Here is a 24,281-nt window from a genome sequence, read left to right as displayed (position 1 = left end):
CGATGAACGACAACGGACAACCGCTCGACCGTCGGCGACTGCTCGCCGGCGCGGCGGCGGCCTCGGCGGTCACCGTGACCGGCCTGGCCGTCGCCTCCACCACCGGTGCCGCGGCGGCCGCTCCGAGCCGCCCCGCGACCCCGCTCGTCACCCGGGACCGCATCGCCGCCGCCGCGCTGCGCGCGCCCGACGGGTCCGCGCTCCCGATCGCCGTCCAGGGCGACTTCCACGCCCGGCTCGCCGCCTGGCTGGCGTTCTGGTCGGCGAACTCGCCGTCGGCCTGGAGCGTGCCGGTGCAGGTCGTCGCCCGGATCGAGGCGGCCGGCGACGCGCTGGTCCTGCACGCCATCCGGCACCGCCGCGACGACGAGCTGCACGCCGGCTTCGCCGCCGGCCGGCGGGACGCCACCCACCTGGCCACGCTGGCCAGCCTGCACCACCACTTCCCGAGCGTGCGGGTCCGCCCGGACGGCACGATCCGGGTCGCGGACGGACCCGCCGGGTTCACCGGCGCGGCCGAACAGGTCGCCTTCGCGGTCGCGGCCTGCCGCGAACTGTGGGGCGACGCGGCGGCGACCGCCGGCCGTTGGGCGGAGCACGCCGCCCGGGTGCTCGCCCGCGCCGGGCACCGCACCGACGCCGCCTCGCACGCCGGCTGGGCGGCCTTCACCCGCACCAGCCTGCGTCGCGGGCTGGGCACCGAATCGTACGAGTGACCGGAGGAAGCACATGGCCCGCAACGAGTTCCGCTTCGTGGTCGACGGTGTCGACCTGAGCCCCGAGCAGCAGACCCTGATCGCCGCGGAGATCCAGAAGGCCGGCCTGGCCGCGCTGCGTACCGCCGACGCCAAGCTGACCAACCCGCTGACCGTCGGCCACGGCAACATCAAGCTGCGCCCCGAGTGGTACGGCCTCTGGGTCATCGACGGCCCGTTCGCCCAGGACCTCGGCCAGAAGATCAACGACATCGGGTTCTGGATCCAGCGGTGACCGACACCACCCGGCCGGCCGGCACGCCGGAGCGGATGTGCCCGAGCACCCCGGCGTCGAACGCCACTGTGTTCCTCGGCATGATCACTCCGGCGGGCCGGGTGGCCTACGTGACCCCGGCCGTACCGGCCGAGGTGGCGCTCGCCGGGCTCGGCGGCTCCGACGGGCCGATCGAGTCGCGCGCCCGGCTCGCCGGCCCGTGCGTCACCTCGTCCTGCGGCTTCTGGACCGGATCGCACTGCGGGCTGGGCGCCCGGATGGCCGCCTCGTACGCCGAGACCGCAGCGCCCGCGGAGGAGACGCTGCCGAAGTGCGCGATCCGGCGTACCTGCCGATGGTTCGCCGAGCAGGGGCCGGCCGCCTGCCCGGCGTGCGCGCACGTCGTCACCGACGCGCGACTCTGAACGCCCCCCTGTTTGTCGGACCCTTCGACTAGCGTCGTGAGGTCATGGAGCCGCGGTTCGGCGAACACATCATCGGGCGGGAGCATCCCGCCGCGCTGCTGCGCGCCGAGGTGGCCCGGCTGGTCGACAGCCACGGCGGTCTCGTCCTGGTCACCGGCGAGCCGGGTATCGGCAAGACCACGCTGGTCTCGGCCGCCGCCGACGAGGCCCGCCGCGGCGGAGCACTGGTGCTCGGCGCCGCCTGCTGGGACTCCGACACCGCCCCCGACTACTGGCCCTGGGTGCAGGTGTTGCGGCGGCTGGCCCGGTCCGCCGACGACCCGCCGGGGGTGCGGGAAGCGGCCGGTGCCGGCCTGGCCGCACTGCTGGGCGAGCACCCGGCGGGCGGCACGATCGAGCCGGATGACGCGGCCGAGCCGGGTGACGCCGGGCGGGCCGAGTTCGACAGGCACGACGCGGTGACCGCCGCCCTGGTCGCCGTCGCCCAGCACCGGCCGGTCACCGTGGTCCTCGACGACCTGCACTGGGCCGACCCGGCGTCGCTGCGGCTGCTCCAGTTCGTCACCCAGCACGCGTGGTTCGAGCGGCTGCTGCTGATCGGCACCTACCGGGACGCCGAAGTCGAATCCGTCGAGCACCCGCTACGGCCGTGGCTGCTGCCGCTCACCGCCAAGGCCACCACCGTCACGCTCGCCGGGCTCGATCGCGCCGAGGTGGCCGCACTGATGGCCCGTACCGCCGGCCGGGAGCCCGCCGCGAGCCTGGTCGACGAGGTGCACCGGCGCACCGGCGGGAACCCGTTCTTCGTGGAGCAGACCGCCCGGCTGTGGCACACCCACGGCCTCACCGACACCGTCGCTCCCGGCGTACGGGAGGTGGTGCGCCGCCGGCTCGACCAACTGCCCGCCGGAGTGGTCGAGGCGCTCACGGTGGCCGCGGTGCTCGGCCGCGAGTTCGACGCAGGGACGCTCGCCGCCTGCGTACCCGCTCCGGTCGCGCAGGTCGACCGGCTGCTCGGCCGCGCCGCCGCGGCCCGGCTGGTGCTGCCCCGCGACGGCGGTCGCTTCGTCTTCGTGCACGACCTGGTTCGCGAGACGCTCTACGACGGGCTCGCCGAGGACGAACGGCGGGCCCGGCACGCGGCTGTGGTCCGGGCCGTCGACCGGTCGGACTCGCTCGCCGGCGCGCTCAGCCCGGCCCACCTGGCCCGGCACGCCTGGCTGGCCGGCGCCGAGCTGGAGCCGGAACGCGCCGGTGACCTGCTGCTGGCCGCCGCCCGCGACGCCGGGGGCCGGATCGCCGTGGACGAGTCGGTACGCCACTACCGGCGCGCGCTGGAACTGACCGGCCAGCCCGGCCGGCGGGTCCGGGTGCTGCTGGAACTGGCCGGGCTGCTGCACCACGCCGGCCCGCCCGCCGAGGTCGAGCGGCTGCTGGCCGAGGCCGCCGCGCTGGCCCGGGAGCTGCCCGATCCCGGCGCGCTGACCCGGGTGGCGCTGATCGCGCACCGGCAGCACTCCGCCACCCGCCGCCGGCTCGACGCCACCGAGCTGGTCCGCGAGGCGTACCGGCGGTTGATCGCGGAACCGGACCCGGAGCGGCCGGTACGCGCGCTGGTCACCGACCTGATCACGGCCACCGAGACGCTCGCCCGGCACGGCCGCGACGACGAGGCGCTCACCTTCAGCCTGTGGGCCCGCCACGACACCACCTGGGGGCTCGGCACCGCGCAGGAGCGAGCCGTGGTCACCGCCGAGATCCGCGAGGTGGCCCGCCGCGGCGGCGACCGGGAGACCGAGCTGTGGGCCACGGCGCTGCGCTGGGTCGCGTTGCTGGAGCTGGGCGATCCGGGCTACCGGCACGAGCTGGCCGCGTTCGTGACCGGCGCGCAACGCGGCGACGTGGCCCGGCAGCGGGTGGCGGCGATCGCGGACACCGCCATCATCGCCGCCTTCCAGGGCGACCTCGCCGCCGCCGAGGCGGGCTTCGCCGAGGCGGAGAGCTACCGCGAGCCGGGGCACTCCGACCACGCGTTCATGACGCACCACCTGCGCTGGTCGATTCTGCTGCTGTACGGCCGTCTCGCCGAGGCCGAGGCGGTGCTCGACCGGGTGGGCACCGGGCACCCGCAGGCCGAGCTGCTCCGGGCGATCACCGCGGCCGAGCGCGGCGACGCGGCCACGGTGCTGCGGCTCACCGCCGCGATCGAGGCCGCGGGCACCGCGTACCCCCGGTCGGTGTCGCCGTTGTGGCTGCGCCTGCGGGCGCAGGCGGCGGCGGTGGACGGCGACCCGGCGCGGTGCGCGGCGGTGCGGGCCGACCTGACCCCGCACCGCGGGCAGTGGACGGCGGCGTTGTTCGGCTGCGACATCGGCGGCCCGGTCGACCTGTGGCTGGCCGTGGTGGAGGCGGCCGAGGGCCGGTGGGACGACGCGATCGACTGTTACACGGCGGCCGGGGAGGCCGCGGACCGCCTGGGCGCCCGGCCCTGGTCGGTGCTGGCGCGGGCCGGGCTGGTGGGCGCGCTCGCCGGACGCGACGGGCCGGGTGACGCGGCCGAGGCGTGGCGGCTGCGGGCCGAGACGGTGGTCGAGGCGCGGACGCTGGGCATGCTTCAGGTGGTGGACCGGCTGGGCGCGACGGATCCCGCCCCGGCGGCGGCGTCCGCCCTGGTCGCGCCGGTGGCGGTCCGGCTCGGCGCGGGCGCTCCGGCTCTGGTCACCGCGTCGTCGCCGGCGGGCCGCCGCGCCGCGTCGGGTCTGTCCCGCGCGGGTGTGGTCCACGGGAACGCGCGGCCGCCGGACCTCGGCGTGGCAGGTGCGGACGTGGTCCGGCCGGAGTTCCGGCGGGACGGGCCGGTGTGGCGCCTCGCGTACGACGGCGTCGTGGTGCACCTGCCCGACGCCAAAGGGCTGCACGACCTGCGGCTGCTGCTGAGCCGGCCCGGCACGGACGTGCCCGCCGTCGAGCTGCTCGACCCGGCGGCCGGCCCGGAACTCGTCGCCGCGCGCCGCCTCGGCGCCGATCCGGTGCTCGACGACGAGGCGAAGGCCCGCTACCGCCGGCGCCTGCGGCGGCTCGACGACGAGATCGACCGGGCGGCGGTGCGTGACGACGGGCGGCGGCTGGCCGAGCTGGACGCCGAGCGCGCGGCGCTGCTCGACCAGTTGCGGGCCGCCGCCGGCCTGGCCGGGCGCAGCCGGCGTCTCGGCGACCAGGCGGAACGGGCACGCAAGGCGGTGACCGGGCGGATCCGCGACACCCTGCGCCGCATCGACGAGCGGCATCCGGCGCTCGCCGCCCACCTGCGCGAGTCGGTCACCACCGGCGGCGCCTGCCGCTACCGGCCGGCCGAGCCGGTGCCCTGGCGGCTCTGACCGGCGAGGTGGCGGGGCCGCGCGGCCCCGCCACCGTGTCACGTCAGCGCCGGTTGTAGCGGTACATGGTCAGCGTGCCGAACACGACCACGAAGAGGGCGCTCCAGAGCAGCATCCACATGGTGCTCGGGCCGTCCATCGAGCCGGCCATCGCCGCGCGGACCGAGGTGACGAGCTGGGTGATCGGGTTGACCTTGACGAACGCCTGCAGCCAGCCGGGCATGGTGGACGGGTCGACGAACACGTTGCTCAGGAACGTCAGCGGGAACAGCACCATCATGCTGGTCCCCATCACCGACTTCTCACTGCGCAGCACCAGACCGAAGAACGTCCACACCCAGGAGAACGCGAACGAGAAGACCACCAGCAGGCCGATCCCGGCCAGCACCCCGAACAGCCCACCGTCGGGACGGAAGCCGAGCACCACACCCACGGTGAGGATGACCACGGCGGCCAGGACGTAGCGCAGCACGTCACCGAAGATCATCCCGACGAGCGCCGCCGGCCGCCAGACCGGCAGCGTGCGGATCCGGTCGAAGACGCCCTTCTCGATGTCGCTGTTCAGCCCGACCCCGGTGTACATGGTGATCATCACGACGCTCGTGACCATGATGCCGGGCAGGAAGAACTGGAGGTACGCACGCGGGCTGTCGGCGAGCGCGCCACCGAACAGGTACGTGAACATCAGCACCATGATGATCGGGAACGCGGTCACGTCGAACAGCTGCTCCGGCACGTGCTTGATCTTCAGCAGCGCACGCCAGCCGAACGTCAGCGACGCCGACAGCGCGCTGGGCCGGGTCGGCCGCTCCGCCGGGGCGAGCACAGTGGCCAGCGCCTCGGCGGACGGCATGTAGACGGACGGCGCCCGCCCGGTGGTGATCGCGGTGTCGCTCATCGCGCCGCCTCCAGTTCGTCGTCCCGCTCGTCCGCCGGGACGGCCGGGTGGTCGGTCAGGGCCAGGAAGACCTCGTCCAGGCTGGGCTGGCCGAGGGAGAAGTCGTCCACCACGATGCCGGCGGCGGCCAGCTCGCCGAGCGCCCGCGCCGCCTGCGTACCGGCCTCCAGGTCGGTGCCGTGCTCGCCGACGCGCGCGGTCAGTGCCGCCGGGTCCGCGGCGAGCTGCACCGGTACGCCCAGCGACGCCCGCAGCACCTGCTCGGCCTGCGGCCGCTGCTCCGGATCGCGCAGCCGGATGTGGACGCTGCCCGCGCCGATCGACGCCTTCAACTCGCCCGGGGTGCCCTCCGCGATCACCCGGCCGTGGTCGACCACAGCGATCCGGCCGGCGAGCTGGTCCGCCTCGTCCAGGTACTGCGTGGTCAGCAGCACCGTCGTGCCGTACGCCACCACCGCCCGCACGATCGCCCACACCTGGTTGCGACTGCGCGGGTCCAGCCCGGTGGTCGGCTCGTCGAGGAACAACAGGTCCGGGGTGTTGAGGATGCTCGCCGCGATGTCGATGCGCCGCCGCATCCCGCCGGAGTACTTCTTCACCTGCCGTCCCGCCGCCTCGGTCAGCCCGAACGCGGCGAGCAGCTGCTCGGCCCGGTCCCGGGCGGCTACCCGGCCCAGCCCGAGCAGCCGGCCCAGCAGGACCAGGTTCTCCGCCCCGGTCAGGTCCTCGTCCAGCGAGGCGTACTGGCCGGTCAGGCTCACCCGGGAGCGCACCGCGTCGGCGTCACGCACCACGTCGTGCCCGAAGACCCGGGCCGTGCCGCCGTCCGGGCGCAACAGCGTCGCCAGCACCCGTACGGCGGTGGTCTTCCCGGCGCCGTTCGGGCCCAGTACGCCGTACACGGTGCCGGCGGGAACCCGCAGGTCCAGCCCGTCGAGTGCCCGGGTCGAACCGAAGGACCGGACCAGGCCCTCGGCCTCGACGGCCAGGCCGGTGTTCCGGTTGCTCATGAATCGCTACCTCTCGTCGTCGATGTCCTCGACAGGCGGCGTGCCGCCAGACCGATCGCCTGTTTCAACGAGGCCGGCAAGCTGTGGTGGTGTGCCGGCCTCACCCCGAAGGCGCCAGACGGCCCGCCAGATCCGATCTGGCGGTGGCGATTCCGTCGACCTGCACGGGCCGGGTGGCGTGTCGGCCACCCGGCCCGGCACCGGTCAGCGTGCCGAGTCCAGCCGGGTCCGCTGCTCGGCGGTCAGCTCCAGGTCGACGGCGGCCAGGCTCTCCTCCAGTTGCGCCACCGAGGAGAAGCCGACGAGTGGGATGGACGGCTGCTCCCCGCCCATCAGCCAGGCCAGCACCACCTGGTTCACGGTGGCGCCGGTCTCGGCGGCCACCGCCCGCAACGCCGCCAGCCGGGCCGGAGTGGCGGGCAGCACGTACGCCTCGCCGAGCCGCTCCGGCCGGACGTACGCGCCCTTCAGCAGCGGCGAGTACGCGACCAGCGTGAGCTGCGGCTCCGTGCGCAGGTAGCTGAGCAGGTCGGGGCCGACCCAGCCGACGTCGCCGTCCGGGTCCAGCTCACTCGGCACGTCCAGGCGCCGGGGCAGGTAGCTGCGGTGGTACTGGAGCACCTCGTACCCGGGCAGGCCGGCCCCGGCAGCGAGCGCGCGGGCCCGCTCGACCCGCCAGGCGCGGTGGTTGCTGGCGCCCAGCAACCCGACCGTGCCCTCGGCGACCAGCTCGGCGAAGCCCTCCACGGTCTCCCGCAGCGGGATCGTCCGGTCCTCGATGTGGGCGTAGAGCAGGTCGATCCGCTCGACCCCGAGGCGCTCCCGGCTGCGCTCGGCGGACTCGCGGATCACCTTCGCCGACAGCCCTTCCGGGTTGTCGACGTAGCTGGTGCCGGGCGCGAGCGGACGGGCACCGAGCTTCGTTGCGATGACCACCTCGCCGCCGATCCCGCGGCTGCGCCGCCAGCGGCCGAGCAGCTCCTCGCTCTCGCCACCCTGGCCCCCGTTGTGCCAGAAGGCATAGTTGTCCGAGGTGTCGATGAAGGTGCCGCCCGCCTCGACGTACCGGTCGAGGATGGCGAACGAGGTGGCCTCGTCGGTGGCGGTGCCGAACAGCATCGCGCCGAGGCTGAGCACGCTGACCTCGCGCCGGGTGGCCGGGTCCGTGCCGATGGTGCGGTATCGCATGTCTTCCTCCGTGTCGGGCTTTGCCGCTCACCCTGCCCCTTCGAGTGCGCGCGAAGTCAACAGAGAGCGGGGCCCCGGTCTCCCGGGGCCCCGCCGACGGATGAGGCGCTCAGCTCGGGATGTAGTCGAACTCGTCCGGGTGCGGGCCCGTCCGTCCGGCCTCACCCCGGTCCAGCGAGGTGAGCCGCTCCATCGTGGTGTCGTCGAGTGTGAAGTCGAAGATCGCGAAGTTCTCCTCGATCCGCTTCGGCGTGGTCGACTTCGGGAAGACGATGTCGCCGCGCTGCACGTGCCAGCGCAGCACCACCTGGGCCGGGGTCCGGCCGACCTGCTCGGCCACGTCGACGACGGTCGGATCGTCGAGCACCTTGCCCTGCGCGATCGGCGACCACGCCTCGGTGACGATGCCGTGCGCCCTGTCGTACGCCCGCACCTCCTCGTTGCCGAGGTAGGGGTGCGCCTCGATCTGGTTGACCGCCGGCACCACGTCCGCCTCGGCGGCCAGCCGCTCCAGGTGCCCGACCTGGAAGTTGGACACGCCGATCGACCGGACCGTGCCCGCGTCACGCAGCTCCTCCAGGATCTTCCAGGTGGAGACGAAGTCGCCGTCGTAGCGGGTGGGCAGCGGCCAGTGGATCAGGAACAGGTCGAGGTAGTCGAACTTCAGTTCCCGCAGCGTCTGCTCGAACGCCTTGCGTGCGTCGTCCGGGCGGTGGAAACCGTTGTTCAGCTTGCTGGTGACGAAGACCTCGCCGCGGTCCAGCCCGGAGGCGCGCAGCGCCTGACCCACCTCGGCCTCGTTGCCGTACATCTGGGCGGTGTCGATGTGCCGGTAGCCGACCTCCAGCGCGGTGCCGACCGCCCGGGCGGTGTCCTTCGGCTCGATCTGGAAGACACCGAAGCCGAGCTGCGGGATGGTGTTGCCGTCGTTGAGTGCGATGTCCGGAATGCCGTTCTGGGCCATGAGAGCCTCATCTCCGATCGTGCGGTGCCGGGGGCGCGTCCGTGCCGACTGCCCCCGGCCCTACCAACCGGGTGTCTCTACCCGCTCGCCACGCTTCCTCACATCGGGGACGAGCGTCAACTCCAGATCGAGCGCGCCCACTCGGGGTGGTCGACGAACGGGTTCCGGTTGCCCTGCCAGCGCTCGTAGATGCGCTGGTTGCGGCGCTTCTCGAAGGCGTCCGGCGGGTCCTGGTCGTTCCAGGCCAGCAGCTTCGACAGCCGCCCGAGCCGGGGCGCGGAGCCGTTGGAGACCGAGTCGTTCAGTTCCAGGTCCGGCCAGCCGTCGCCGCCCTCGTACCGGATCGCCATGTAGAAAATCATGCGGGCCACGTCGCCCTTCACCGCGTCGCGCGGCTCGAACGAGTCGGCGTCGGTGTAACAGCCGGGTGCCTCGGCCACCGCGCCGCCGCCCGCGTCGAAGTCCTTGTTGCCGCGCGACGAGTTGACCGACACGTCCTCCGGCCGCAGGTGGTGCACGTCGGTGCCGGGGCCGGTGGCGGTGCCGAAGTCGCCGTGCGACTTGGCCCAGACGTGCTCGCGGTTCCAGTCGTTCACACCGCCACCGTTGCTGGTCTTGCTCTGCGAGCGTCCGCTGTAGAGCAGGATCACGTTGGCCGGGTTGGCCGGATCCTGGTCGGTGTCCTTGAGCGCGTCCCACACCTGGTCGTAGCTGAGTTTCGTCTGCACCTTGATGATGCCGTGCAGCGCGGTGCGCAGCGTCGGCCCGGTCCGGCCGGCAGCGGCCGCGTAGTACGTGTCCGGCACGGCGGTGCCGGACGGGCTCGGGGTCGGCGTGGGGCTCGGCGTGGCGCCGCCGCCGAGGCTCATCGCGGTGGGGTTCTTCAGCCCGCCGTGGCTGAAGTACGCGGTGAGCGTGCCGGTCGCGGTGACCTGCCGCCCGCGCAGCGACGGGTTGGTGAGCAGCCCGAAGGTGCTCCGCCAGGCGGCCGTCACCTGCACGTACAGCATCCGGGCGGTGCCGGTCTCGCCGGCCTGGTCGGCGATGGCGATCGCGGTGTCGGCGGTGAAGCCGGAGGTGAGCACCGTGGTGGTGGCGGTGGGCTGGCCGATGACGTAGCCGGTGACGGTGGCCGTCCGGCCGTCCTGGGCGGCGAGCGCCTGCGCCACGGTCAGTGTGGTCGCGGCCGACGCGGCGCCGGTCACGCCGAGCGGGATCCCGACCGCGACGGCGAGCGCAACCGCCGCGATCAACCGCCCGGGTCGCGAGCGGGTGACGTGCTTCATATTCATGATCAGCGATGCTAGTCGGAATTCGGTGAACTGCGGGAGGTCACCGGGCCAACTTTTCGTCCCGGCCGGCTCCGAACCGCACCGGCCACGGCCGGGCCGGCGAGGAGTGCCGGCCCGCCCTGTTCGTCGGGCGCGCCGGCGACCGCGCCTCCGGCCAGGAGCAGACCGAACAGGAACTCCGGGTCGCGCGCGGGGCCGACCCGGGCCGGGGCGAAACCGTGCTGCAGGCACACGGTCAGCAGATGCTCGTGCCGGCCGGGTGCGGTGACCGGCGTCGCGGCGTCGCTCAGGAGGCTGCCAGCCGGGCGTAGACGTCGCCGGAACGACCGGCCGGGCGGTACGTCTCCAGCAGGCGCACCAGCTCGGCCGCGTCCAGCCACCTGTCACTCGCGAACCGCATGGTCTCCACCGGCGAGTAGTTGTAGCGGTAGCCGCCCGCCGTCGCGCCGAGCCGTTCGACCAGGTCCAGTGCGGCCAGCGCGGCGTCGTGCGCGGGCGGCAGGTACTCGAAGGACAGCCCGCGCACCGGACAGCTGAGCCCGGCCAGCACGTCGACCTCGAAGCCCTCGACGTCGACCTTGCAGAACGCCGGTACGCCGTGCCGCGCGATCAGGTCGTCCAGCGTCACCACCGGCACCTCGACCGACCGGTCCCACCGGACGCCCGCGAAGCTCGGATCGGCGGTGACCGACTCGATCCACGAGGACGACATGGTGGAGACCGTCGGCGTCGCGCTCGACAGTTCCAGCCGGGCGCTCCCGGACCGCGCCCCGACGGCAGTCGGCTCGATCATCACGTCGGCGTCCCGCCCGAAGCCCAGGCGCAGCACCCGCAGGCAGTCCGGCTGCGGCTCCACCGCTACCACGCGCGCGCCCAGCCGCCGCCAGGTACGCACCCGGCCGCCGACGTGGGCGCCGATGTCGAAGCCGAGGTCGCCGGGGGAGAGGAACTGCCCGTAGAGCTGCCGGGCACGCCGATGCTTGGCCGGCTGACCGTGGTAGACGGCCAGGGAACGGGTGATCCCCCAGGCCCGAGCGAGCATCGTCACGACATCCCTAACTGTGAGTGGTGGACTTCGGCCCGAACGCGTTCAGGAACCGGTCGCGGAACGACTCCATCGGCCAGACCGGGGCCTGCGGGTCGGGGTTGAGGCCGTCCTGCCAGCCCCATCCGGCGATGCGGTCGAGCACCGCCGGGTCCTTCGCGACGACGGTGATCGGCACGTCCCTGCCGGCGCCCTCACCGGTGACCGCGCGGGCCGGCTGGTGGTCGCCGAGGAAGACGAGCACCAGGTTCTCGTCGCCGTACCGCTGCACGTAGGAGATGAGCGTGCGCAGCGAGTAGACGACCGCCCGCCGGTACGCCTCCCGGGTGCCCTCCGCCGCGCGGTCGGCGCGTGCCGTCCCCTGGTACACCGAGCCGTCACCGATGTCGTCCCAGTCGACCAGCGGTGGTACCGGCGTCCACGGCAGGTGGCTGGACAGCAGCGGGATCTCGGCCATCACCGGGGCGTGACCGGGTCCGCGTTCGAGACGCTGGAACGCCGACAGCGTGTACTGGTCCGGCGGGGAGGAGAAGCTGAACAGCGGTCCCCGGTAGCCGAGTTCCTTCGCGCCGTACACCTGGTCGGGGGAGAAGAAGTCGGCCTCCGGCCACGCCCGGGTGAGCGCCGGCATGACCAGCGAGGTTCGCCACCCGGCCCGCTTGAACGCGCCGTTGAGGGTCAGGCGGTCGCTGCGCACCAGGTTGGTGTAGCGCAACTGGTTGTCCGCCCATACGCCGCTCATCAGCGTGGCGTGCGCGAGCCAGCTCCCGCCGCCGGTGGTGGACGAGGTGAGGAACGCGCTGCGGCTGCCGTAGCCGGCCGCCCGCAACTGCCGGGTCCCCTCGTCGAGGACCGCGTCCACCTCCGGCGCGAGGTCCGGATCCTCCAGCGCGACCCGTCCGTAGCTCTCCACGAACGTGAACAGCACGTCCTTGCCGCGCAGCGCGGTCAGCAACTCCTCGCCCGGCGCGTTCTGGAACGGGTCGCCGGCGAGCTGCGTGTTCAGGGTCTCCTGGTCGTTGAGGCCGGCCCGTACCTGCCGGGCCCGGTCGTAGAGACCGGTCGCCACCGTGCCGGCGGCGACCGGAACGCCCGGCACGATCTGCGCGCCGAGCACGGCGCAGACCACCCAGACGGCCGCGAACGCGGTGGTCGCGCGCGCGGTCACCACCCGGCGGGCGACCACGACCCGGGTCAGCCGCCGCACCGACAGCGTCACCAGCAGCGGTACGGCGAGAGCGGCGACCACCGCCAGCGCCACCGCGCCCACCTCGGCGGCGCGACCGTACGACTCGGACAGGAACTCCGCGCCCGAGCCGAGGAACGTCCAGTCGGCGATCAGGTCGAAGGGGCGGTCCAGGACCAGCGAGAACCCCAGGTCGGCGACCTTGAGGACGAGGACCAGACCGAGCAGCGCGCCGAGGGTCGTGGCCACCACGTGGCGCGGACGTGCCGGCAGGACCAGCAGCAGGGCGACGGCGATCAGCCCTTCCACCGGGATGCGCAGGAACGCGCGGGGGGTGAACTCGTTGACGTCGCTCGGCGCGACCAGTGCCACCAGCACGAGCGCGGCGGCCAGCACGGTGAGCGTCCCGGCGAGCACCCGCCGGAACCGCCGTCCGCCGGCCGCCACGATGTCGTCGGTCGTCGTGCCGTTGTTCGTGGTGCCGTGCGGGATGTCGTCGCCGTCCGCTCGGCGAGGCAGGTCGGTCACCGGCGCCGCCCGCCGGCCTCGGCGGGCTGGCGCGTGATCCGCACGCCCGGCGTCCACTCGGACCGGTGGAGCGCCGGTGCCGGGGAGACCGGCGCGGCCGGGAGCGCCACCGGGCGCGGAGCCGGCCGGGCGCGGTGCCGCCACAGCCAGCCGACGTCACGGCCGAACGACTCGACCAGCAGCGCGAGCGCGCCGAGGAGCACCGCGACGGCCGGCAGGCGGGGCAGGACACCCGCCGCCACCACCGCCAGCGCGATGCCCTGCGTGGCGGCCACCACCTTGCGCCAGTAGCGCGGTGGCAGCGAGCCGCGCATCCACGGCAGCACCCAGCCGGCGGCGACGAAGACGTACCGCATCGCGCCGACCACCAGCACCCACGCGCCCACCTGGTCGGCGACGTACCCGCAGAGGACCAGGACGAGGAAGGAGTCGACCTCCATGTCGAACCGGGCGCCCAGCGCGCTCGCCGTGCCGGTACGCCGGGCCACCTGCCCGTCGACCCAGTCGAGGGAGAGTGCCACGGCACTCAGCACGACCAGCACCGGCACCACGGTCGGCTCGCGGAACGAGTCGACCGTCAACGCGAACACCCCACCGGTCAGCGTCGCCCGGGTGAGCGTCACCCAGTCGGCCGGCCCGAGCCGGTCCGCGCCCGAGCGGCACAGTGCGTAGCGGAGTGCCGCGACCGTCACCACCCCGAAGAGCAGACCGGCAAGCCAGCCGTACGCGCTCAGCCCGACCGTGCCGGCCAGGGCCGCCAGTACGCCGACCTGGAGAATCGCCCCCGCGAATGGATCAGTTCGAAGTGCGGACACCATGCCTCCGAGGTAGACGTCACGAACCACACCTGTGTACGGAGAACATGCCCGAACGGTTCGTTCTGATGCCGGAAACGCGCCAGCAGAAGTCACGGAATCGGCAGCTCCGCGCGTTTGTCCGTTTGTACGTAAGTACGAACTTGCGTACTCTGGCTGTCGTGGCAAGCGTGGAGGAACGGCTGGCGGCCCTGGAGGCGCAGGTGGCAGGGCTCGTCGGCGAGCGGGTCGGGGCCCGCCCGGAGACCGGGGTCACACCGGAGGACGTCTTCTGGGCGCTCGACGGCCTGAAGCAGCGCATCCCCGCCGACGGCACCGGCGCGTTGCTCTACACCGGGACCGTCGACACCGGGGACCGGCACTACGACTGGCAGTACGGCGCCACAGTCGACGACCTGCTCGACGACGACTGGTCCGCACTGGCCGGCACGCTCTCGGCGCTGGCGCATCCGGTACGGCTACGGCTGCTGCGGGAGATCCTCGGCGGGCGGCACGGCACCGCCGACCTGGCCGGCCTCGACGGGATCGGCACCACCGGCCAGCTCCACCACCACCTGCGGCAGCTCGCCGCCGCCGGCTGGCTGCGCAGCGGCGCCCGCGGGCACTACGACATACCGCCCGAGCGGGTGGTGCCGCTGCTGGCCATCCTCACCGCCGCCCGCCGCTGACCCGGCCGTCCACCCGAAAGGCAGCTCATGCGTACCCCGATCGTTCTCGCCACCGCCGGACTCGTCGCGGCGGCCGCGGCGACGGTCCTGATGCCCGTGGCCCCGCATCTCGGCCCGGAGCGGACCGGCGACCCGGACCTGGCCGCGACCGTCCGCGCCGCGGTCGGCGACACCGAGGGCCTGCGCGGGCTCGCGGTGGCGGTGATCGAGGGCGACCGGGTCCGCGTCGCGGGCCTCGGCGATCGGGCTCCGGGCGGGCCGGCCGTCGAACCGGGCACGCCGTTCGAGATCGGCTCGATCGCCAAGCCGCTCACCGGCATGCTTCTCGCCCGGCAGGCGGCGTCCGGCGCGGTCGGTCCCGACGACCGGCTGGCCGCCGTCCTGCCCGGGGTGACCGGTCCGGCCGGCGAGGTCACACTCGCCGAGCTGGCCAGTCACCGGTCCGGGCTGCCCCGGCTGGCACTCGACTCACCGGGCGCGATGATCAGCACGTGGTGGGCGGCGGTCACCGCCGGGAACGCGTACGCCGGCTACGACGTGGAGCGGATCGTCGCCGCCGCCGGGAGCGCCGACCCCGACGAGCGGGGCACCGTGTCCTACTCGAACTTCGGCGCCGCCCTGCTCGGCCGGGCGTTGGCGGCCCGGGCCGGTGCCGACTATCCGGAACTGCTCCGGCGGGACGTGCTGGATCCCCTCGGCATGGCCGGCACCCAGGTCGCCACCGACGCCGGGGACCTCCCGCCCGGGCGTGCCGAGGGCTCCACCGACGCCGGCCGGGGCGCCGATCCCTGGCTGGGCGCGGGATACGCCCCGGCCGGCGTCGGCGTGTGGTCCACGGCCGAAGACCTGGCCCGGCTCACCGCCGCGATGCTCGCCGGCACCGCCCCCGGCGCCGACGCCGCCACGCCCCGCTTCGACGCCGGGGACGACCGCCGGATCGGGTACGGCTGGTTCACCAGCCGACACGGCGACCGGGAGATCGTCTGGCACAACGGGGGCACCGGCGGCTTCCGGGCGTACCTCGGCTTCGACCGGGCCGCCGACCGGGGTGTGGTGGTGCTCGGCAACACCACACGCGACGTCGATCCGATCGGCCTGCGGCTGCTCGACGTCCGCAGTGACGCGGCGGACGAGTCGACCGGCCTGGACGGATGGATCGGCGCGGCGCTCGCGCTGGCGTTCACGTTCCTCGGCGGGCTGTCCCTGTGGAGCACCGCGCGGCGCGGAACGGACCGGGTGACACTGCTGTCCGACGCGACCTGGGCGGTGGTCTTCCTCGGCCTCGCCCACCGGCTCGGCGACTGGTCGGTGGTGCCGGGCTGGCTCTGGCCGCTCGGCGCCGCGCTCGCCGGGGCCGCAGTGGTGCCCGCCGTGCGGCGGTGGCGCGGGTTGCCGCTCGTCGCCGGGGCACCGCTGTGGCGGCGCTGGACCGGCGCGGCGCTGTCCGCCGTCTTCGCCGCGCTGGCCGTGGTGGTGATCGTCGCCTGAGCCCGCAGGCGGGGGCGGCGGTCACCCCGGCGGCGGGCCGCCGGCCAGCCGCCAGTACTGCCGTTTGCCCTCGTCGCGGACCACGACGCCGAGCCGGGCCAGCTCCCCGTGCAGCTCCCGGGTCTCGGCGTCGTGACCGCCGTCGAGCGCCCGCTGCCGGGCACGCAGCAGGGCGTCCGCGCCGGGTGGGAGGCCGGGCAGCCCTTCCACCCAGCGCCGGTACGCAGGCCAGCCCGGCGATCCAGCCGGACAGCGCGGTCAGCCCGGCGGCCAGCCCCGCCCCGAACAGCGGGAAGCCCGCCCACATCAGCACCAGCTCGCCGCGTCCGCCGTCGACCACGACGTCCTCGCCGGTCTGCCGGGCGGCCACGGTCAGGACACCTCCCGGCGCATCGTGCGGACCAGGCCGGCGGCGAGCGGCAGGAGCATCCAGACGGCGAGCGACACGCCCAGCCGGCCCCACTGCCCGCCGGTCACCTCCGCGCCCAGCAGCGGCTCCATGGTGAGCGAGGTGTCCAGCCAGCGGGCCGGCTCACGCAGCGCGGAGATCATCGCGGACAGCAGGCTCCACACGGTGGGCAGCAGCAGGTAGGCGACGATCGCCAGCGGCGTGTTCAGCAACAGCAGACCGAATCCGGCGCCCATCAGCACGTTCGCCACCTGGAACACGGCCGCGTGCGGCAGCAGTTGCCAGTCGAACGTCCAGGTGCCGGCCCCGCCGGTGGCGGCGGCGGCGAGCGTGCCCGCGGCGGCGACCGCCAGGCTGACCACCACCGAGGCGAGCGCGGCGAGCACCACCGCGGCGAGTTTGGCGACGATCACCCGCTCCCGGCGGGGCACCAGCGCGAACGTGGTGAGCGCGCTGCGCTGCGACCACTCGCCGGTGATGGAGAGGATGCCGAGCACCGGCAGCAGCAGCCCGACCGGCAGCAGCGACGGCGTGAAGAAGGCGGTGAACGTCTGGTCCGGCGCGTCGAGGACGAACAGCTGCACCGCCACGATCACGGCCGCGATCAGGCCGATCGTGATCAGCAACCAGCGTCCGGCCCGGGTGTCGGCGAGCTTGCGCAGCTCCACGGCGGTCAGCCGGGCCAGCGAAGGGCCGGCGACGGCCGGCTCGTGCCGTGGCGGGGCGGTCGGAACGGCAGTGGTGGTCATCGGACGGCCTCCTTTGTCGACGCGCCGGCGGTGAGGGTCAGGAAGAGTTGTTCCAGGCCGCCGCTGCCGGCCGGCCGCAGCTCGGTGAGGACCAGTCCGGCGTCCGCCGCGGCCTGACCGACCTCGCCCGGCTCGGCCCGGACGACGAAGCCGCCGTCGGTGCCGGCGGTGGCCGGAAGCGCGGCCCGGTCCAGCGTCAGGCGCAGGGCGTGCGCGTCGCGGGCGCGCACGAGCGTGCCGGCACCGGCGAGCAGCTCGTCCTTGCCGCCCTGGGCGACCACCCGGCCGCCGCCGATCACCACCAGCCGGTCGGCCACCGCCTCCACCTCGCGCAGCAGGTGCGAGGAGAGCAGCACCGTGCCGCCCCGGTCGGCGAACTCGCGCAGCAGGCCGCGCATCCAGAAGATCCCCTCCGGGTCGAGGCCGTTGGCCGGCTCGTCGAGGATCAGCACCCGGGGGTCGCCCAGCAGCGCCAGCGCCAGGCCGAGCCGCTGCCGCATGCCCAGGGAGTACGCCCCGACGCGGCGCCGGGCGGCGGTGTCGTTCAGCCCGACCTGGTCGAGTACCGCCGCCACCCGCTCCCGGCCGACGCCCATGGTGCGGGCGGCGAGCGTGAGCGTCTCCCGCCCGGTCCGCCCGGCGTGCTGCGCCGAGGCGTCGAGCAGCACGCCGATCTCCCGCCCCGGGTTGGGCAGGTGCCGGTAGGGGCGACCGCCGACTGTGGCGCCGCCCGAGGTGGGCGGCGTCATCCCGCAGATCATCCGCATCGTGGTGGACTTCCCGGCGCCGTTCGGCCCGAGGAAACCGGTCACCGAACCCGGTTCGCACCGGAACGTGACGTCCTCGACGGCGGTGTGCGGGCCGTACCGCTTGGTGAGCTGGTCGACTTCGATCATGCCGTCGAGCCTGCCGGGGCCATCCGGTCACCCGCTGCGGCCGGCGGTCGGCGCCGCCGTCGACCTCGGTTCACCGCAGGCGTCGACTTTGGTAGCTGGTAGCCGGTCCGGACGGCTTCCTAGCATGGACGGGTGACCAGCGCCGCCGTACCCGATCATCCCTGGCTCCTGCCGGGATCCCTGGTGCCCGCCCGGGCCGCCCGGCGGACGCCCCGGGACTGGTTCGTCGACGGCCTGCTGTTCGTGGCCTCGCTGCTCTGGGTGCTGATCGCGCACGCCGACGTCACCAGTGCCGCCCCGGAGTTCGTGCTCAACGCCGGCCCGGCCTGGCTGGAGGAGGCCGACCTGCTCGTCGGCCTGCTCGTCAGCGGCGCGCTCTGGCTGCGCCGGCGCTGGCCGGTCGGGCTGGCGGTGGCCACCGCGCCGCTCATGTTCTTCTCGGTGACCGCCGGTGTCGCGTTGCTGATCATCATGTTCACCGTCCTGGTCCACCGGCCGCTGCCGGTGGGCCTGGCGCTGTTGGCCTGGCAACTGCTGAGCCTGCCGGTCTACCTCGCGATCCGGCCCGACCCGACGATGCCGGTCTGGGCCTCGGCCGTGTGGACCGCGCTGTTCATCTGCGTGGTGGTGGCGTGGGCGCTGTTCGTCCGGGCCCGCCGCCAGCTCGTGCTGTCCCTGCGCGACCGCGCCGAGCGGGCCGAGGCCGAGCAGCAGCTCCGGCTCGACCAGGCCCGGCAGCTCGAACGCGGCCGGATCGCCCGGGAGATGCACGACGTGCTCGCCCACCGGATCTCCCTGCTCAGCCTGCACGCGGGCGCGCTGGAGTTCCGCCCGGACGCGCCGCCGGAGGAGGTGGCGCGGGCAGCCGGGGTGATCCGGGCCAGCGCGCACGCCGCACTCCAGGACCTGCGCGAGGTGATCGGCGTGCTGCGGGCCGAGGTCGGCTCCGAGGCCACGCCGGAACGGCCGCAGCCGACGCTGGCCGACGTGCCGTCACTGGTCGCCGAGAGCCGCGACGCCGGGGTGCGGGTCGCCGTGGTCGACGAGGTGGCCGAGCCGGAGGCGGTACCGGCGGCGATCGGACGCAGCGCGTACCGCATCGTGCAGGAGGGGCTGACCAACGCCCGCAAGCACGCACCCGGCGTGGTGGTGACGGTCCGGCTCGCCGGCGGCCCGGGGGACGGGCTGGCGGTGGAGATCCACAACCCGTGGCCGGTCGGCTCGTCGCCCACCGCCATCCCGGGCGCCGGCACCGGGCTCGTCGGGATCGCGGAGCGCGTCACGCTCGCCGGTGGCCGTCTCGAACACGGGCGGGACGCCGACGGTGGGTTCCGGCTGACCGCCTGGCTGCCCTGGGCGGCCCGGTGAGCGCGCCGGTCCGGGTGCTCATCGTCGACGACGACCCGCTGGTCCGCGGCGCGTTGGCGATGATCCTCGGCGGCGTGCCCGACCTGGCGGTGGTCGGCGAGGCCACCGACGGCGCCGAGGTGCCGGCAGCCGTCGCCGCGTACGCCCCGGACGTCGTGCTGATGGACATCCGCATGCCCCGGGTCGACGGGCTGGCCGCCACCGAGGCGCTGCGTGCCACGGCCGAGCCGCCCGAGGTGCTGGTGCTCACCACCTTCGACGCCGACGAGCAGGTGCTGCGGGCGCTGCGCGCCGGGGCGAGCGGATTCCTGCTCAAGGACACCCCGCCGGCCGAGATCGTGGCCGCGGTACGCCGGGTCGCGGCGGGGGAGGCGACGCTGTCCCCGGCGGTGACCCGCAAGCTCATCGCGCACGTCACCGGCACCGCGCCCGTGCCCGGCCCGGATCCGAAGCGGGAGCGGGCGGTACGGCTGCTCGACGGCCTCTCCGAGCGGGAGCGGGAGGTCGCGGTGCTGCTCGGCCGGGGCCGGACCAACGCGGAGATCTCCGCCGAGTTGTTCATGAGCGTGGCCACGGTGAAGGCGTACGTGTCGCGGCTGCTGACGAAGCTGGAGCTGAACAACCGCGTGCAGGTGGCCCTGCTGGTCCAGGACGCCGGCCTGGTCTGACGCGCATAAGCTCTCATTCGCGATACTCTCAGCCTGAGAGTATCCGAGTTGAGAGCATGAGGTGACCGTGTGGCCGGTTTCGTCGGCAGGACGCGGGAGCTGGCCCGGCTCGACGGCATGTTGGCGCGCGTCGAACGCGGCGGCCGGGCAGGACGGCCCGGACGGGCCCTGCTCATGCGAGGACGTCGCCGGGTGGGCAAGTCCCGCCTCGTGGAGGAGTTCGTCGATCGCGCGGGCGTACCCCACTTCTTCTTCACCGCCTCGGCGCAACCCACACCCGTCGCCGACCTGCGGCTCTTCGTTGCGGCGGCGGCCGGCTCGACACTTCCCGGAGCGGGTCTGTTCGCCGGGCAGGCACCGGCCACCTGGGACGCGGCGCTCACCCTCCTCGCCGCCGCGCTGCCCGCGGACCGGCCCAGCGTCGTCGTGCTCGACGAGATGCCCTACCTCATCGCCACCGATCCAGGTTTCGAGGGCACTCTCCAGAAGGTCTTCGACCGGGAGCTGTCCCGTCGGCCGGTCCTGCTGATCTGCGTCGGCTCGGACCTGGCGATGATGGAGGCGCTCAACGACTACGGCCGTCCGTTCCACCAACGCGCGACCGAGATGGTCGTGCCGCCCCTGAGCCCCGGCGACGTGGGCGAGATGCTCCAGCTGCCGCCGGCGGATGCCATCGATGCGCACCTCCTCCTCCATCGCGCGGGCCGCCGGCGGAATACCGCAGGCTTCGCTTCACCGCGCGCTCCGACTGCTGGCTGACAAACGGATCGTGGAGGCCACCCTCCCGCTGTCCACCCGTCCGTCGCGCGAGACCCGGTACGCGGTCGCCGATCCGTACCTCCGCTTCTGGCTCGCCTTCCTCGACCCCTACCTCGCCGAGATCGAGCGCGGCAGAGGGGATCTGACGCTCACCCGCATCCACTCGTTCTGGACGTCCTGGCGGGGACGTGCGGTCGAGCCGGTGATCCGGGAGTCACTGCGCCGGCTGCCGCCGGGGCATCTGCCGTTCGAGACGTCGGTGGTGGGCGGGTACTGGACGCGTACGAACGACCCCGAGATCGACCTGGTCGGCGGCGACCGGAGCCCGGTGGCCAAGCGGATCACGTTCGTGGGCTCGGTCAAGTGGCTGGAGAACGGCGCGTTCGACGGTCACGACCTGGCCCGGCTGCTGCACCACCGCGCCCAGCTACCGGGCGCCGACGACCACACCCCGGTCGTCGCGGTGGTGCGCAGTGGCCGTGCGGTCGACGGTGTCACGGCGATCGGGCCGGCCGAACTGCTCGCCGCGTGGCGGGATTGAACTGCTGCCGTTTCCGGGCCGTACCAGTGGTCGAGGATGTGGTGCGGCCGTTCCGCCGTACCGCTGCCGAGCTGCGGGAGGCCTGCCGTGCGAGTTGGTGAGCAGTCGACGGATCCCATCGACCAGATCCTGGGCGAGGTGCCGGTGCCGGCATCGTTGACCCCCGAGGACGTCCGCCTCGCGGTCCGGGCGGTGGTGGTGCACGCCGCCGAGGAGTGGCCCGCGGGGCCGAAGTGCCGCAACGACGGGTCGTCGTTCCCCTGCCGGTTGCATCGCTGGGGCCGGCGCGTGCTGGAGACACACGGTCTCAACGACCGTCAGATCGACGCGCTGATCCGGCACGGCAACCCGTTCGTGCACGTACCCTTCCCGTTCGTGCTGACCGGGACGTCCGGCGCCCGTCCGGCGCCCGGGCAGGTCGCCCGTCCGGCCGGTCAGGTGGTTCGGCCGGGCGTACCCGGTCAGGCCGCCCGCCCCGCCGCCGCGGCCCAGGCGGCACGCGGTCCGGTTCCGCGGGTCGCCGCGCCGCCGGTGCGGCCCGGTGTGCGGCCCGTCGCCGGTCGGCCGGCTCCCGCCGCCCGGCCCCGTTGGCCGCGGGCGAGCTGACTCCCGCCGCCAGTCCCCGGGCGAGCCGGCGCAGAGCCCTCGCCCGGTTCCGGGCACGTCGACCCCGGGCCCGCCCGGCCCGGGCCGAGCCGACCCTCGGGCCCGCCCGGCCCGGGCCGGCGGACGCCCGGCGCCCTGGTTCCGGTCGAGCCGACGCCCCGTCGCGGAGTGGCGTCGGCCGTACCGGAGCATGCCGGCGGCCCGGCCGGGGAGCCCCCACCCCCGGGCCGGGCCGCCGTCACCGCGTCACTGGACGCCGCAGTCCGGGGCGGACCAGACCCTGGTGTTCGGTGTCTTGTCCCGCGTGTTCTCCCGCCGCGAGTCCACGTGCGTGTGGTCGCCGTGGTCCGGGTAACCCGGCCCGTAGATGCCGCTGAAGCCCTGGTCACGGGCGGATCGGGCGATGTCGCAGAGGCTGCGGTGCTTGGCGATCAGGTCGGCCGCGTTGCCGTAGAGGTGCTGGCTGTCCGCGGCGCCGCCGACCTGCCGGTTGCAGGCGATGCTGCGGAATCCGCTGGTCACGTAGAGCGGCTTGTCGCCGAGGCTGCGCCGCAGCGCCTCCAGCTTCCACATGGTGCGCAGCGCGTTCTCCCGGGTGGCCGCCGACGACAGCGGACCGCCGGTCCACCCGCCCTTGCCGCAGCCGTTGTCCAGCTCGGCGTAGCTGAAGTGCTTGGGCGTGCAGTCCTTGTCCTTCTGCAGTTCGTAGATCTTGGCGAACGTCCTCGGCCCGGCCACGCCGTCGGCGCGCAGCCCGTACGCGGCCTGGAAACGCTTGACCGCGGCGGCCGTCTCCGGGCCGTACACGCCGTCGATCCGGACGATGCCGCCGTACGCGGACCAGCCGGCCACCCGGATCTGGAGCTGCCGGACCTCGGCCCCGGAGCTTCCCTGGGACAAGGTCCGGTTCCAGGTGTAGCAGCCGTCGGCGTGCGCCGGCGGCGCGGCCACGACTGTCGCCACGGCGGCCCCGGGCAGGGCCAGCGCGAACGCGACCGCCGCCCGCTTCAGGGTGTTGACGCGCACAGAGTCCTCCCGATGTCAGAGCGGAACTGGGGTTGGACGGGCACATCGACCGGTACGTCCCGTCTCCTTCACCGTGACAGGCGTGAGGATTCTTCGTGGCGATTAGCGGAAATTGTTCTCACATCATGCGGTTGCTGGATATCAGCTGTGAATAGTGCCTGTCTGCGAACGCGTTGCCGGGTGTCGCCCGTCGGTGGTGACCGGTAACGTCTGCTCCCGGATCCGGGCGGCGACCTCGACGGGCGGGGAGGTGGGCGTTGGCGCGTGGCGGCGTGTTCTGCGTCGAGGGGCAGTGGCACCGCGACCTCAACGAACGAGGATCCGTCCTGCCCACGCTCGACCTGCTCGAACGGCTCGGCCGCATCCGCTACATCCACAAGGACGCGGCGACCCGCGACGAGCTGTTCTACTTCGTCGACCGGTGGCTGCTCAAGCAGTACGCGGACCACCGGGTGGGCTTCTTCGCCATGCACGGCGAGCCGAGCCGGCTCTGCCTCACCGACTGGGACTCGGTGGAGCTGTCGGACGTGGCCGAGCGGATGGCCGGCCGCTGCGAGGGCCGCCGCCTGTACTTCGGTAGCTGCTCGGTGCTGCGCGCCTCCGACGCCACGCTGCGCGAGTTCCTCGACATCACCGGCGCGGCACTGATCTGCGGCTTCACCCGCGAGGTGGACTGGGTCGAGTCGGCCGCCTTCGAGACCGTGCTGCTCGACGTGCTCGCCAACGGGCAGCGGCACAACGCCGCCGAGGTGCGGATGCGCTCGGCGCACTGGGCGCCGCTCGCCGCGTACCTCGGTTTCCGGGTGATCTACGCCAACGGCCGTGCGTGGCGGCCTCCGGCCCGCCCCCGCCTGCCGGAGCAGGTCACCGCGCAGCGGGCCGCCGGGCGTCCGCGCTGAGAAAGATCGAGGCGCCTGGTAGAACCGAGGGCATGGCACGCAGCATCGCGACGAACACCCGGGTCGATCGGGACGCCCTCATCGAGTTCCTCCGCCCCCGGCACCGCGTCCTGCTCATGACCACCCGCGCCGACGGGCGCCCGCAGTCCTCCCCGGTGTCCTGCGGGGTCGACGCCGACGGACGGCTGGTGATCTCCACCTATCCGGAGCGGGCCAAGGTGACGAACATCCGCCGCGACCCGCGCGTGTCCGCGTGCGTGCTCTCCGACGACTGGAACGGCCCGTGGGTGCAGGTCGACGGCGTGGCCGAGGTGCTCGACCTGCCCGAGGCGCTGGAGCCGCTCGTCGAGTACTTCCGCAGCATCTCCGGCGAACACCCGGACTGGGACGAGTACCGGTCGGCGATGGTCGCGCAGGGCAAGTCGCTGATCCGCGTCACGGTCGAGTCCTGGGGTCCGATCGCCACCGGCGGCTTCCCCGCCCGGCTGGCCGGCTGAACCAGTACGC

General features: G+C 74.0%; 25 protein-coding genes. 13 read left to right on the top strand and 12 right to left on the bottom strand.

Annotation, left to right across the window (positions count from 1 at the left end; all coding sequences use genetic code 11):
• Positions 1–2: 2 nt before the first annotated feature.
• The 4 genes from GA0070215_RS13475 to GA0070215_RS13460 are packed head-to-tail and all read left to right on the top strand — an operon-like array spanning position 3 to position 4,771.
• The gene (locus tag GA0070215_RS13475; RefSeq protein ID WP_018786730.1) at positions 3–716 is read left to right on the top strand and encodes a hypothetical protein; all 714 of its coding nucleotides are present in this window, start codon (positions 3–5) and stop codon (positions 714–716) included.
• A gap of 13 nt (positions 717–729) precedes the next feature.
• Complete coding sequence (locus tag GA0070215_RS13470; RefSeq protein WP_013284305.1) at positions 730–990, top strand: class I SAM-dependent methyltransferase; 261 nt, start codon at positions 730–732, stop codon at positions 988–990.
• Complete coding sequence (locus GA0070215_RS13465) at positions 987–1,394, top strand: hypothetical protein (RefSeq protein ID WP_018786729.1); 408 nt, start codon at positions 987–989, stop codon at positions 1,392–1,394. Before GA0070215_RS13470 ends, GA0070215_RS13465 begins: the two co-directional genes overlap by 4 nt.
• Before the next feature lie 44 nt (positions 1,395–1,438).
• On the top strand, positions 1,439–4,771 hold the full coding sequence (locus GA0070215_RS13460; RefSeq protein ID WP_091045870.1) for an ATP-binding protein: 3,333 nt from the start codon (positions 1,439–1,441) through the stop codon (positions 4,769–4,771).
• Positions 4,772–4,814: 43 nt separating this feature from the next.
• On the opposite strand, the gene GA0070215_RS13455 is transcribed toward GA0070215_RS13460, so the two are convergent.
• The 8 genes from GA0070215_RS13455 to GA0070215_RS13415 all read right to left on the bottom strand — a co-directional run bounded on the left by GA0070215_RS13455 (position 4,815) and on the right by GA0070215_RS13415 (position 13,700).
• Positions 4,815–5,669, bottom strand: a complete 855-nt coding sequence (locus GA0070215_RS13455) for an ABC transporter permease (protein WP_018786727.1) — start codon at positions 5,667–5,669, stop codon at positions 4,815–4,817.
• Complete coding sequence (locus GA0070215_RS13450; RefSeq protein WP_018786726.1) at positions 5,666–6,679, bottom strand: daunorubicin resistance protein DrrA family ABC transporter ATP-binding protein; 1,014 nt, start codon at positions 6,677–6,679, stop codon at positions 5,666–5,668. The genes GA0070215_RS13455 and GA0070215_RS13450 overlap by 4 nt, the downstream gene beginning before the upstream one ends.
• Before the next feature lie 204 nt (positions 6,680–6,883).
• Positions 6,884–7,867, bottom strand: a complete 984-nt coding sequence (locus GA0070215_RS13445) for an aldo/keto reductase (protein WP_091045866.1) — start codon at positions 7,865–7,867, stop codon at positions 6,884–6,886.
• Between the two features lie 109 nt (positions 7,868–7,976).
• The gene (locus tag GA0070215_RS13440; protein ID WP_091045863.1) at positions 7,977–8,831 is read right to left on the bottom strand and encodes an aldo/keto reductase; all 855 of its coding nucleotides are present in this window, start codon (positions 8,829–8,831) and stop codon (positions 7,977–7,979) included.
• Between the two features lie 116 nt (positions 8,832–8,947).
• Positions 8,948–10,123 (bottom strand): endonuclease, encoded by a 1,176-nt coding sequence (locus GA0070215_RS13435; protein WP_091045859.1) that lies wholly within the window; start codon positions 10,121–10,123, stop codon positions 8,948–8,950.
• A gap of 286 nt (positions 10,124–10,409) precedes the next feature.
• A complete protein-coding gene (locus tag GA0070215_RS13425) occupies positions 10,410–11,165 on the bottom strand; it encodes an FkbM family methyltransferase (protein ID WP_091045999.1) in 756 nt (251 codons plus the stop codon).
• A gap of 13 nt (positions 11,166–11,178) precedes the next feature.
• A complete protein-coding gene (locus GA0070215_RS13420; RefSeq protein ID WP_091045995.1) occupies positions 11,179–12,882 on the bottom strand; it encodes an alkaline phosphatase family protein in 1,704 nt (567 codons plus the stop codon).
• Positions 12,879–13,700, bottom strand: coding sequence for a CDP-alcohol phosphatidyltransferase family protein (locus tag GA0070215_RS13415; RefSeq protein WP_244166983.1), 822 nt, complete (start codon positions 13,698–13,700; stop codon positions 12,879–12,881). The genes GA0070215_RS13420 and GA0070215_RS13415 overlap by 4 nt, the downstream gene beginning before the upstream one ends.
• A 158-nt stretch (positions 13,701–13,858) precedes the next feature.
• On the opposite strand from GA0070215_RS13415, the gene GA0070215_RS13410 reads away from it, so the two are divergent.
• Both GA0070215_RS13410 and GA0070215_RS13405 read left to right on the top strand, forming a co-directional pair.
• Positions 13,859–14,365, top strand: a complete 507-nt coding sequence (locus GA0070215_RS13410) for an ArsR/SmtB family transcription factor (RefSeq protein ID WP_244166982.1) — start codon at positions 13,859–13,861, stop codon at positions 14,363–14,365.
• A gap of 27 nt (positions 14,366–14,392) precedes the next feature.
• Positions 14,393–15,853: a serine hydrolase domain-containing protein gene (locus GA0070215_RS13405; RefSeq protein WP_091045852.1), complete on the top strand. Its 1,461-nt coding sequence runs from the start codon at positions 14,393–14,395 to the stop codon at positions 15,851–15,853.
• 21 nt (positions 15,854–15,874) lie between these two features.
• Here the strand turns inward: GA0070215_RS13405 and GA0070215_RS29050 are convergent, their stop codons facing one another.
• The 3 genes from GA0070215_RS29050 to GA0070215_RS13390 all read right to left on the bottom strand — a co-directional run bounded on the left by GA0070215_RS29050 (position 15,875) and on the right by GA0070215_RS13390 (position 17,907).
• A complete protein-coding gene (locus GA0070215_RS29050; protein ID WP_244166981.1) occupies positions 15,875–16,063 on the bottom strand; it encodes a CysS/YqeB C-terminal domain-containing protein in 189 nt (62 codons plus the stop codon).
• A gap of 162 nt (positions 16,064–16,225) precedes the next feature.
• Positions 16,226–17,011 carry an ABC transporter permease gene (locus GA0070215_RS13395; protein ID WP_091045848.1) on the bottom strand — a complete coding sequence of 262 codons (786 nt, stop codon included), beginning with the start codon at positions 17,009–17,011 and terminating at the stop codon, positions 16,226–16,228.
• Entirely contained in the window at positions 17,008–17,907 is a 900-nt protein-coding gene (locus tag GA0070215_RS13390) for an ABC transporter ATP-binding protein (protein ID WP_018786714.1), read from the bottom strand. Before GA0070215_RS13390 ends, GA0070215_RS13395 begins: the two co-directional genes overlap by 4 nt.
• A gap of 132 nt (positions 17,908–18,039) precedes the next feature.
• Between GA0070215_RS13390 and GA0070215_RS13385 the strand changes: the two genes are divergently transcribed.
• The 5 genes from GA0070215_RS13385 (at position 18,040) to GA0070215_RS13370 (ending at position 21,849) form a co-directional block, all read left to right on the top strand.
• Complete coding sequence (locus GA0070215_RS13385; RefSeq protein WP_091045845.1) at positions 18,040–19,275, top strand: sensor histidine kinase; 1,236 nt, start codon at positions 18,040–18,042, stop codon at positions 19,273–19,275.
• On the top strand, positions 19,272–19,943 hold the full coding sequence (locus tag GA0070215_RS13380) for a response regulator (RefSeq protein ID WP_091045841.1): 672 nt from the start codon (positions 19,272–19,274) through the stop codon (positions 19,941–19,943). Before GA0070215_RS13385 ends, GA0070215_RS13380 begins: the two co-directional genes overlap by 4 nt.
• A 69-nt stretch (positions 19,944–20,012) precedes the next feature.
• Positions 20,013–20,702 carry an AAA family ATPase gene (locus tag GA0070215_RS29045; protein ID WP_231394803.1) on the top strand — a complete coding sequence of 230 codons (690 nt, stop codon included), beginning with the start codon at positions 20,013–20,015 and terminating at the stop codon, positions 20,700–20,702.
• Between the two features lie 10 nt (positions 20,703–20,712).
• On the top strand, positions 20,713–21,243 hold the full coding sequence (locus GA0070215_RS29040) for a DUF234 domain-containing protein (RefSeq protein ID WP_244166980.1): 531 nt from the start codon (positions 20,713–20,715) through the stop codon (positions 21,241–21,243).
• A gap of 87 nt (positions 21,244–21,330) precedes the next feature.
• Entirely contained in the window at positions 21,331–21,849 is a 519-nt protein-coding gene (locus GA0070215_RS13370; protein ID WP_018786711.1) for a hypothetical protein, read from the top strand.
• 246 nt (positions 21,850–22,095) lie between these two features.
• Here the strand turns inward: GA0070215_RS13370 and GA0070215_RS29550 are convergent, their stop codons facing one another.
• Positions 22,096–22,875 carry a D-Ala-D-Ala carboxypeptidase family metallohydrolase gene (locus tag GA0070215_RS29550; RefSeq protein WP_018786710.1) on the bottom strand — a complete coding sequence of 260 codons (780 nt, stop codon included), beginning with the start codon at positions 22,873–22,875 and terminating at the stop codon, positions 22,096–22,098.
• Positions 22,876–23,132: 257 nt separating this feature from the next.
• Here GA0070215_RS29550 and GA0070215_RS13360 point away from each other — a divergent pair, with 257 nt between their 5' ends.
• Positions 23,133–23,774, top strand: a complete 642-nt coding sequence (locus tag GA0070215_RS13360) for a DUF6642 family protein (RefSeq protein ID WP_026268208.1) — start codon at positions 23,133–23,135, stop codon at positions 23,772–23,774.
• Between the two features lie 32 nt (positions 23,775–23,806).
• Entirely contained in the window at positions 23,807–24,271 is a 465-nt protein-coding gene (locus GA0070215_RS13355; RefSeq protein WP_018786708.1) for a PPOX class F420-dependent oxidoreductase, read from the top strand.
• The last annotated feature ends 10 nt before the right edge of the window (positions 24,272–24,281 follow it).

Source organism: Micromonospora marina (assembly GCF_900091565.1).
Taxonomy (GTDB): domain Bacteria; phylum Actinomycetota; class Actinomycetes; order Mycobacteriales; family Micromonosporaceae; genus Micromonospora; species Micromonospora marina.
Note: the sequence above shows the minus strand (reverse complement) of the source record. Positions and strands in the feature narration are given on the sequence as shown.

Bases quoted from the DNA above. Each gene is read 5' to 3' on its own strand.
- GA0070215_RS13475 (WP_018786730.1), top strand. From the start codon at position 3: ATGAACGACAACGGACAACCGCTCGACCGTCGGCGACTGCTCGCCGGC.
- GA0070215_RS13470 (WP_013284305.1), top strand. From the start codon at position 730: ATGGCCCGCAACGAGTTCCGCTTCGTGGTCGACGGTGTCGACCTGAGC.
- GA0070215_RS13460 (WP_091045870.1), top strand. From the start codon at position 1,439: ATGGAGCCGCGGTTCGGCGAACACATCATCGGGCGGGAGCATCCCGCC.
- GA0070215_RS13455 (WP_018786727.1), bottom strand. From the start codon at position 5,669: ATGAGCGACACCGCGATCACCACCGGGCGGGCGCCGTCCGTCTACATG.
- GA0070215_RS13450 (WP_018786726.1), bottom strand. From the start codon at position 6,679: ATGAGCAACCGGAACACCGGCCTGGCCGTCGAGGCCGAGGGCCTGGTC.
- GA0070215_RS13445 (WP_091045866.1), bottom strand. From the start codon at position 7,867: ATGCGATACCGCACCATCGGCACGGACCCGGCCACCCGGCGCGAGGTC.
- GA0070215_RS13440 (WP_091045863.1), bottom strand. From the start codon at position 8,831: ATGGCCCAGAACGGCATTCCGGACATCGCACTCAACGACGGCAACACC.
- GA0070215_RS13435 (WP_091045859.1), bottom strand. From the start codon at position 10,123: ATGAATATGAAGCACGTCACCCGCTCGCGACCCGGGCGGTTGATCGCG.
- GA0070215_RS13425 (WP_091045999.1), bottom strand. From the start codon at position 11,165: ATGCTCGCTCGGGCCTGGGGGATCACCCGTTCCCTGGCCGTCTACCAC.
- GA0070215_RS13415 (WP_244166983.1), bottom strand. From the start codon at position 13,700: ATGGTGTCCGCACTTCGAACTGATCCATTCGCGGGGGCGATTCTCCAG.
- GA0070215_RS13405 (WP_091045852.1), top strand. From the start codon at position 14,393: ATGCGTACCCCGATCGTTCTCGCCACCGCCGGACTCGTCGCGGCGGCC.
- GA0070215_RS13395 (WP_091045848.1), bottom strand. From the start codon at position 17,011: ATGACCACCACTGCCGTTCCGACCGCCCCGCCACGGCACGAGCCGGCC.
- GA0070215_RS13390 (WP_018786714.1), bottom strand. From the start codon at position 17,907: ATGATCGAAGTCGACCAGCTCACCAAGCGGTACGGCCCGCACACCGCC.
- GA0070215_RS13355 (WP_018786708.1), top strand. From the start codon at position 23,807: ATGGCACGCAGCATCGCGACGAACACCCGGGTCGATCGGGACGCCCTC.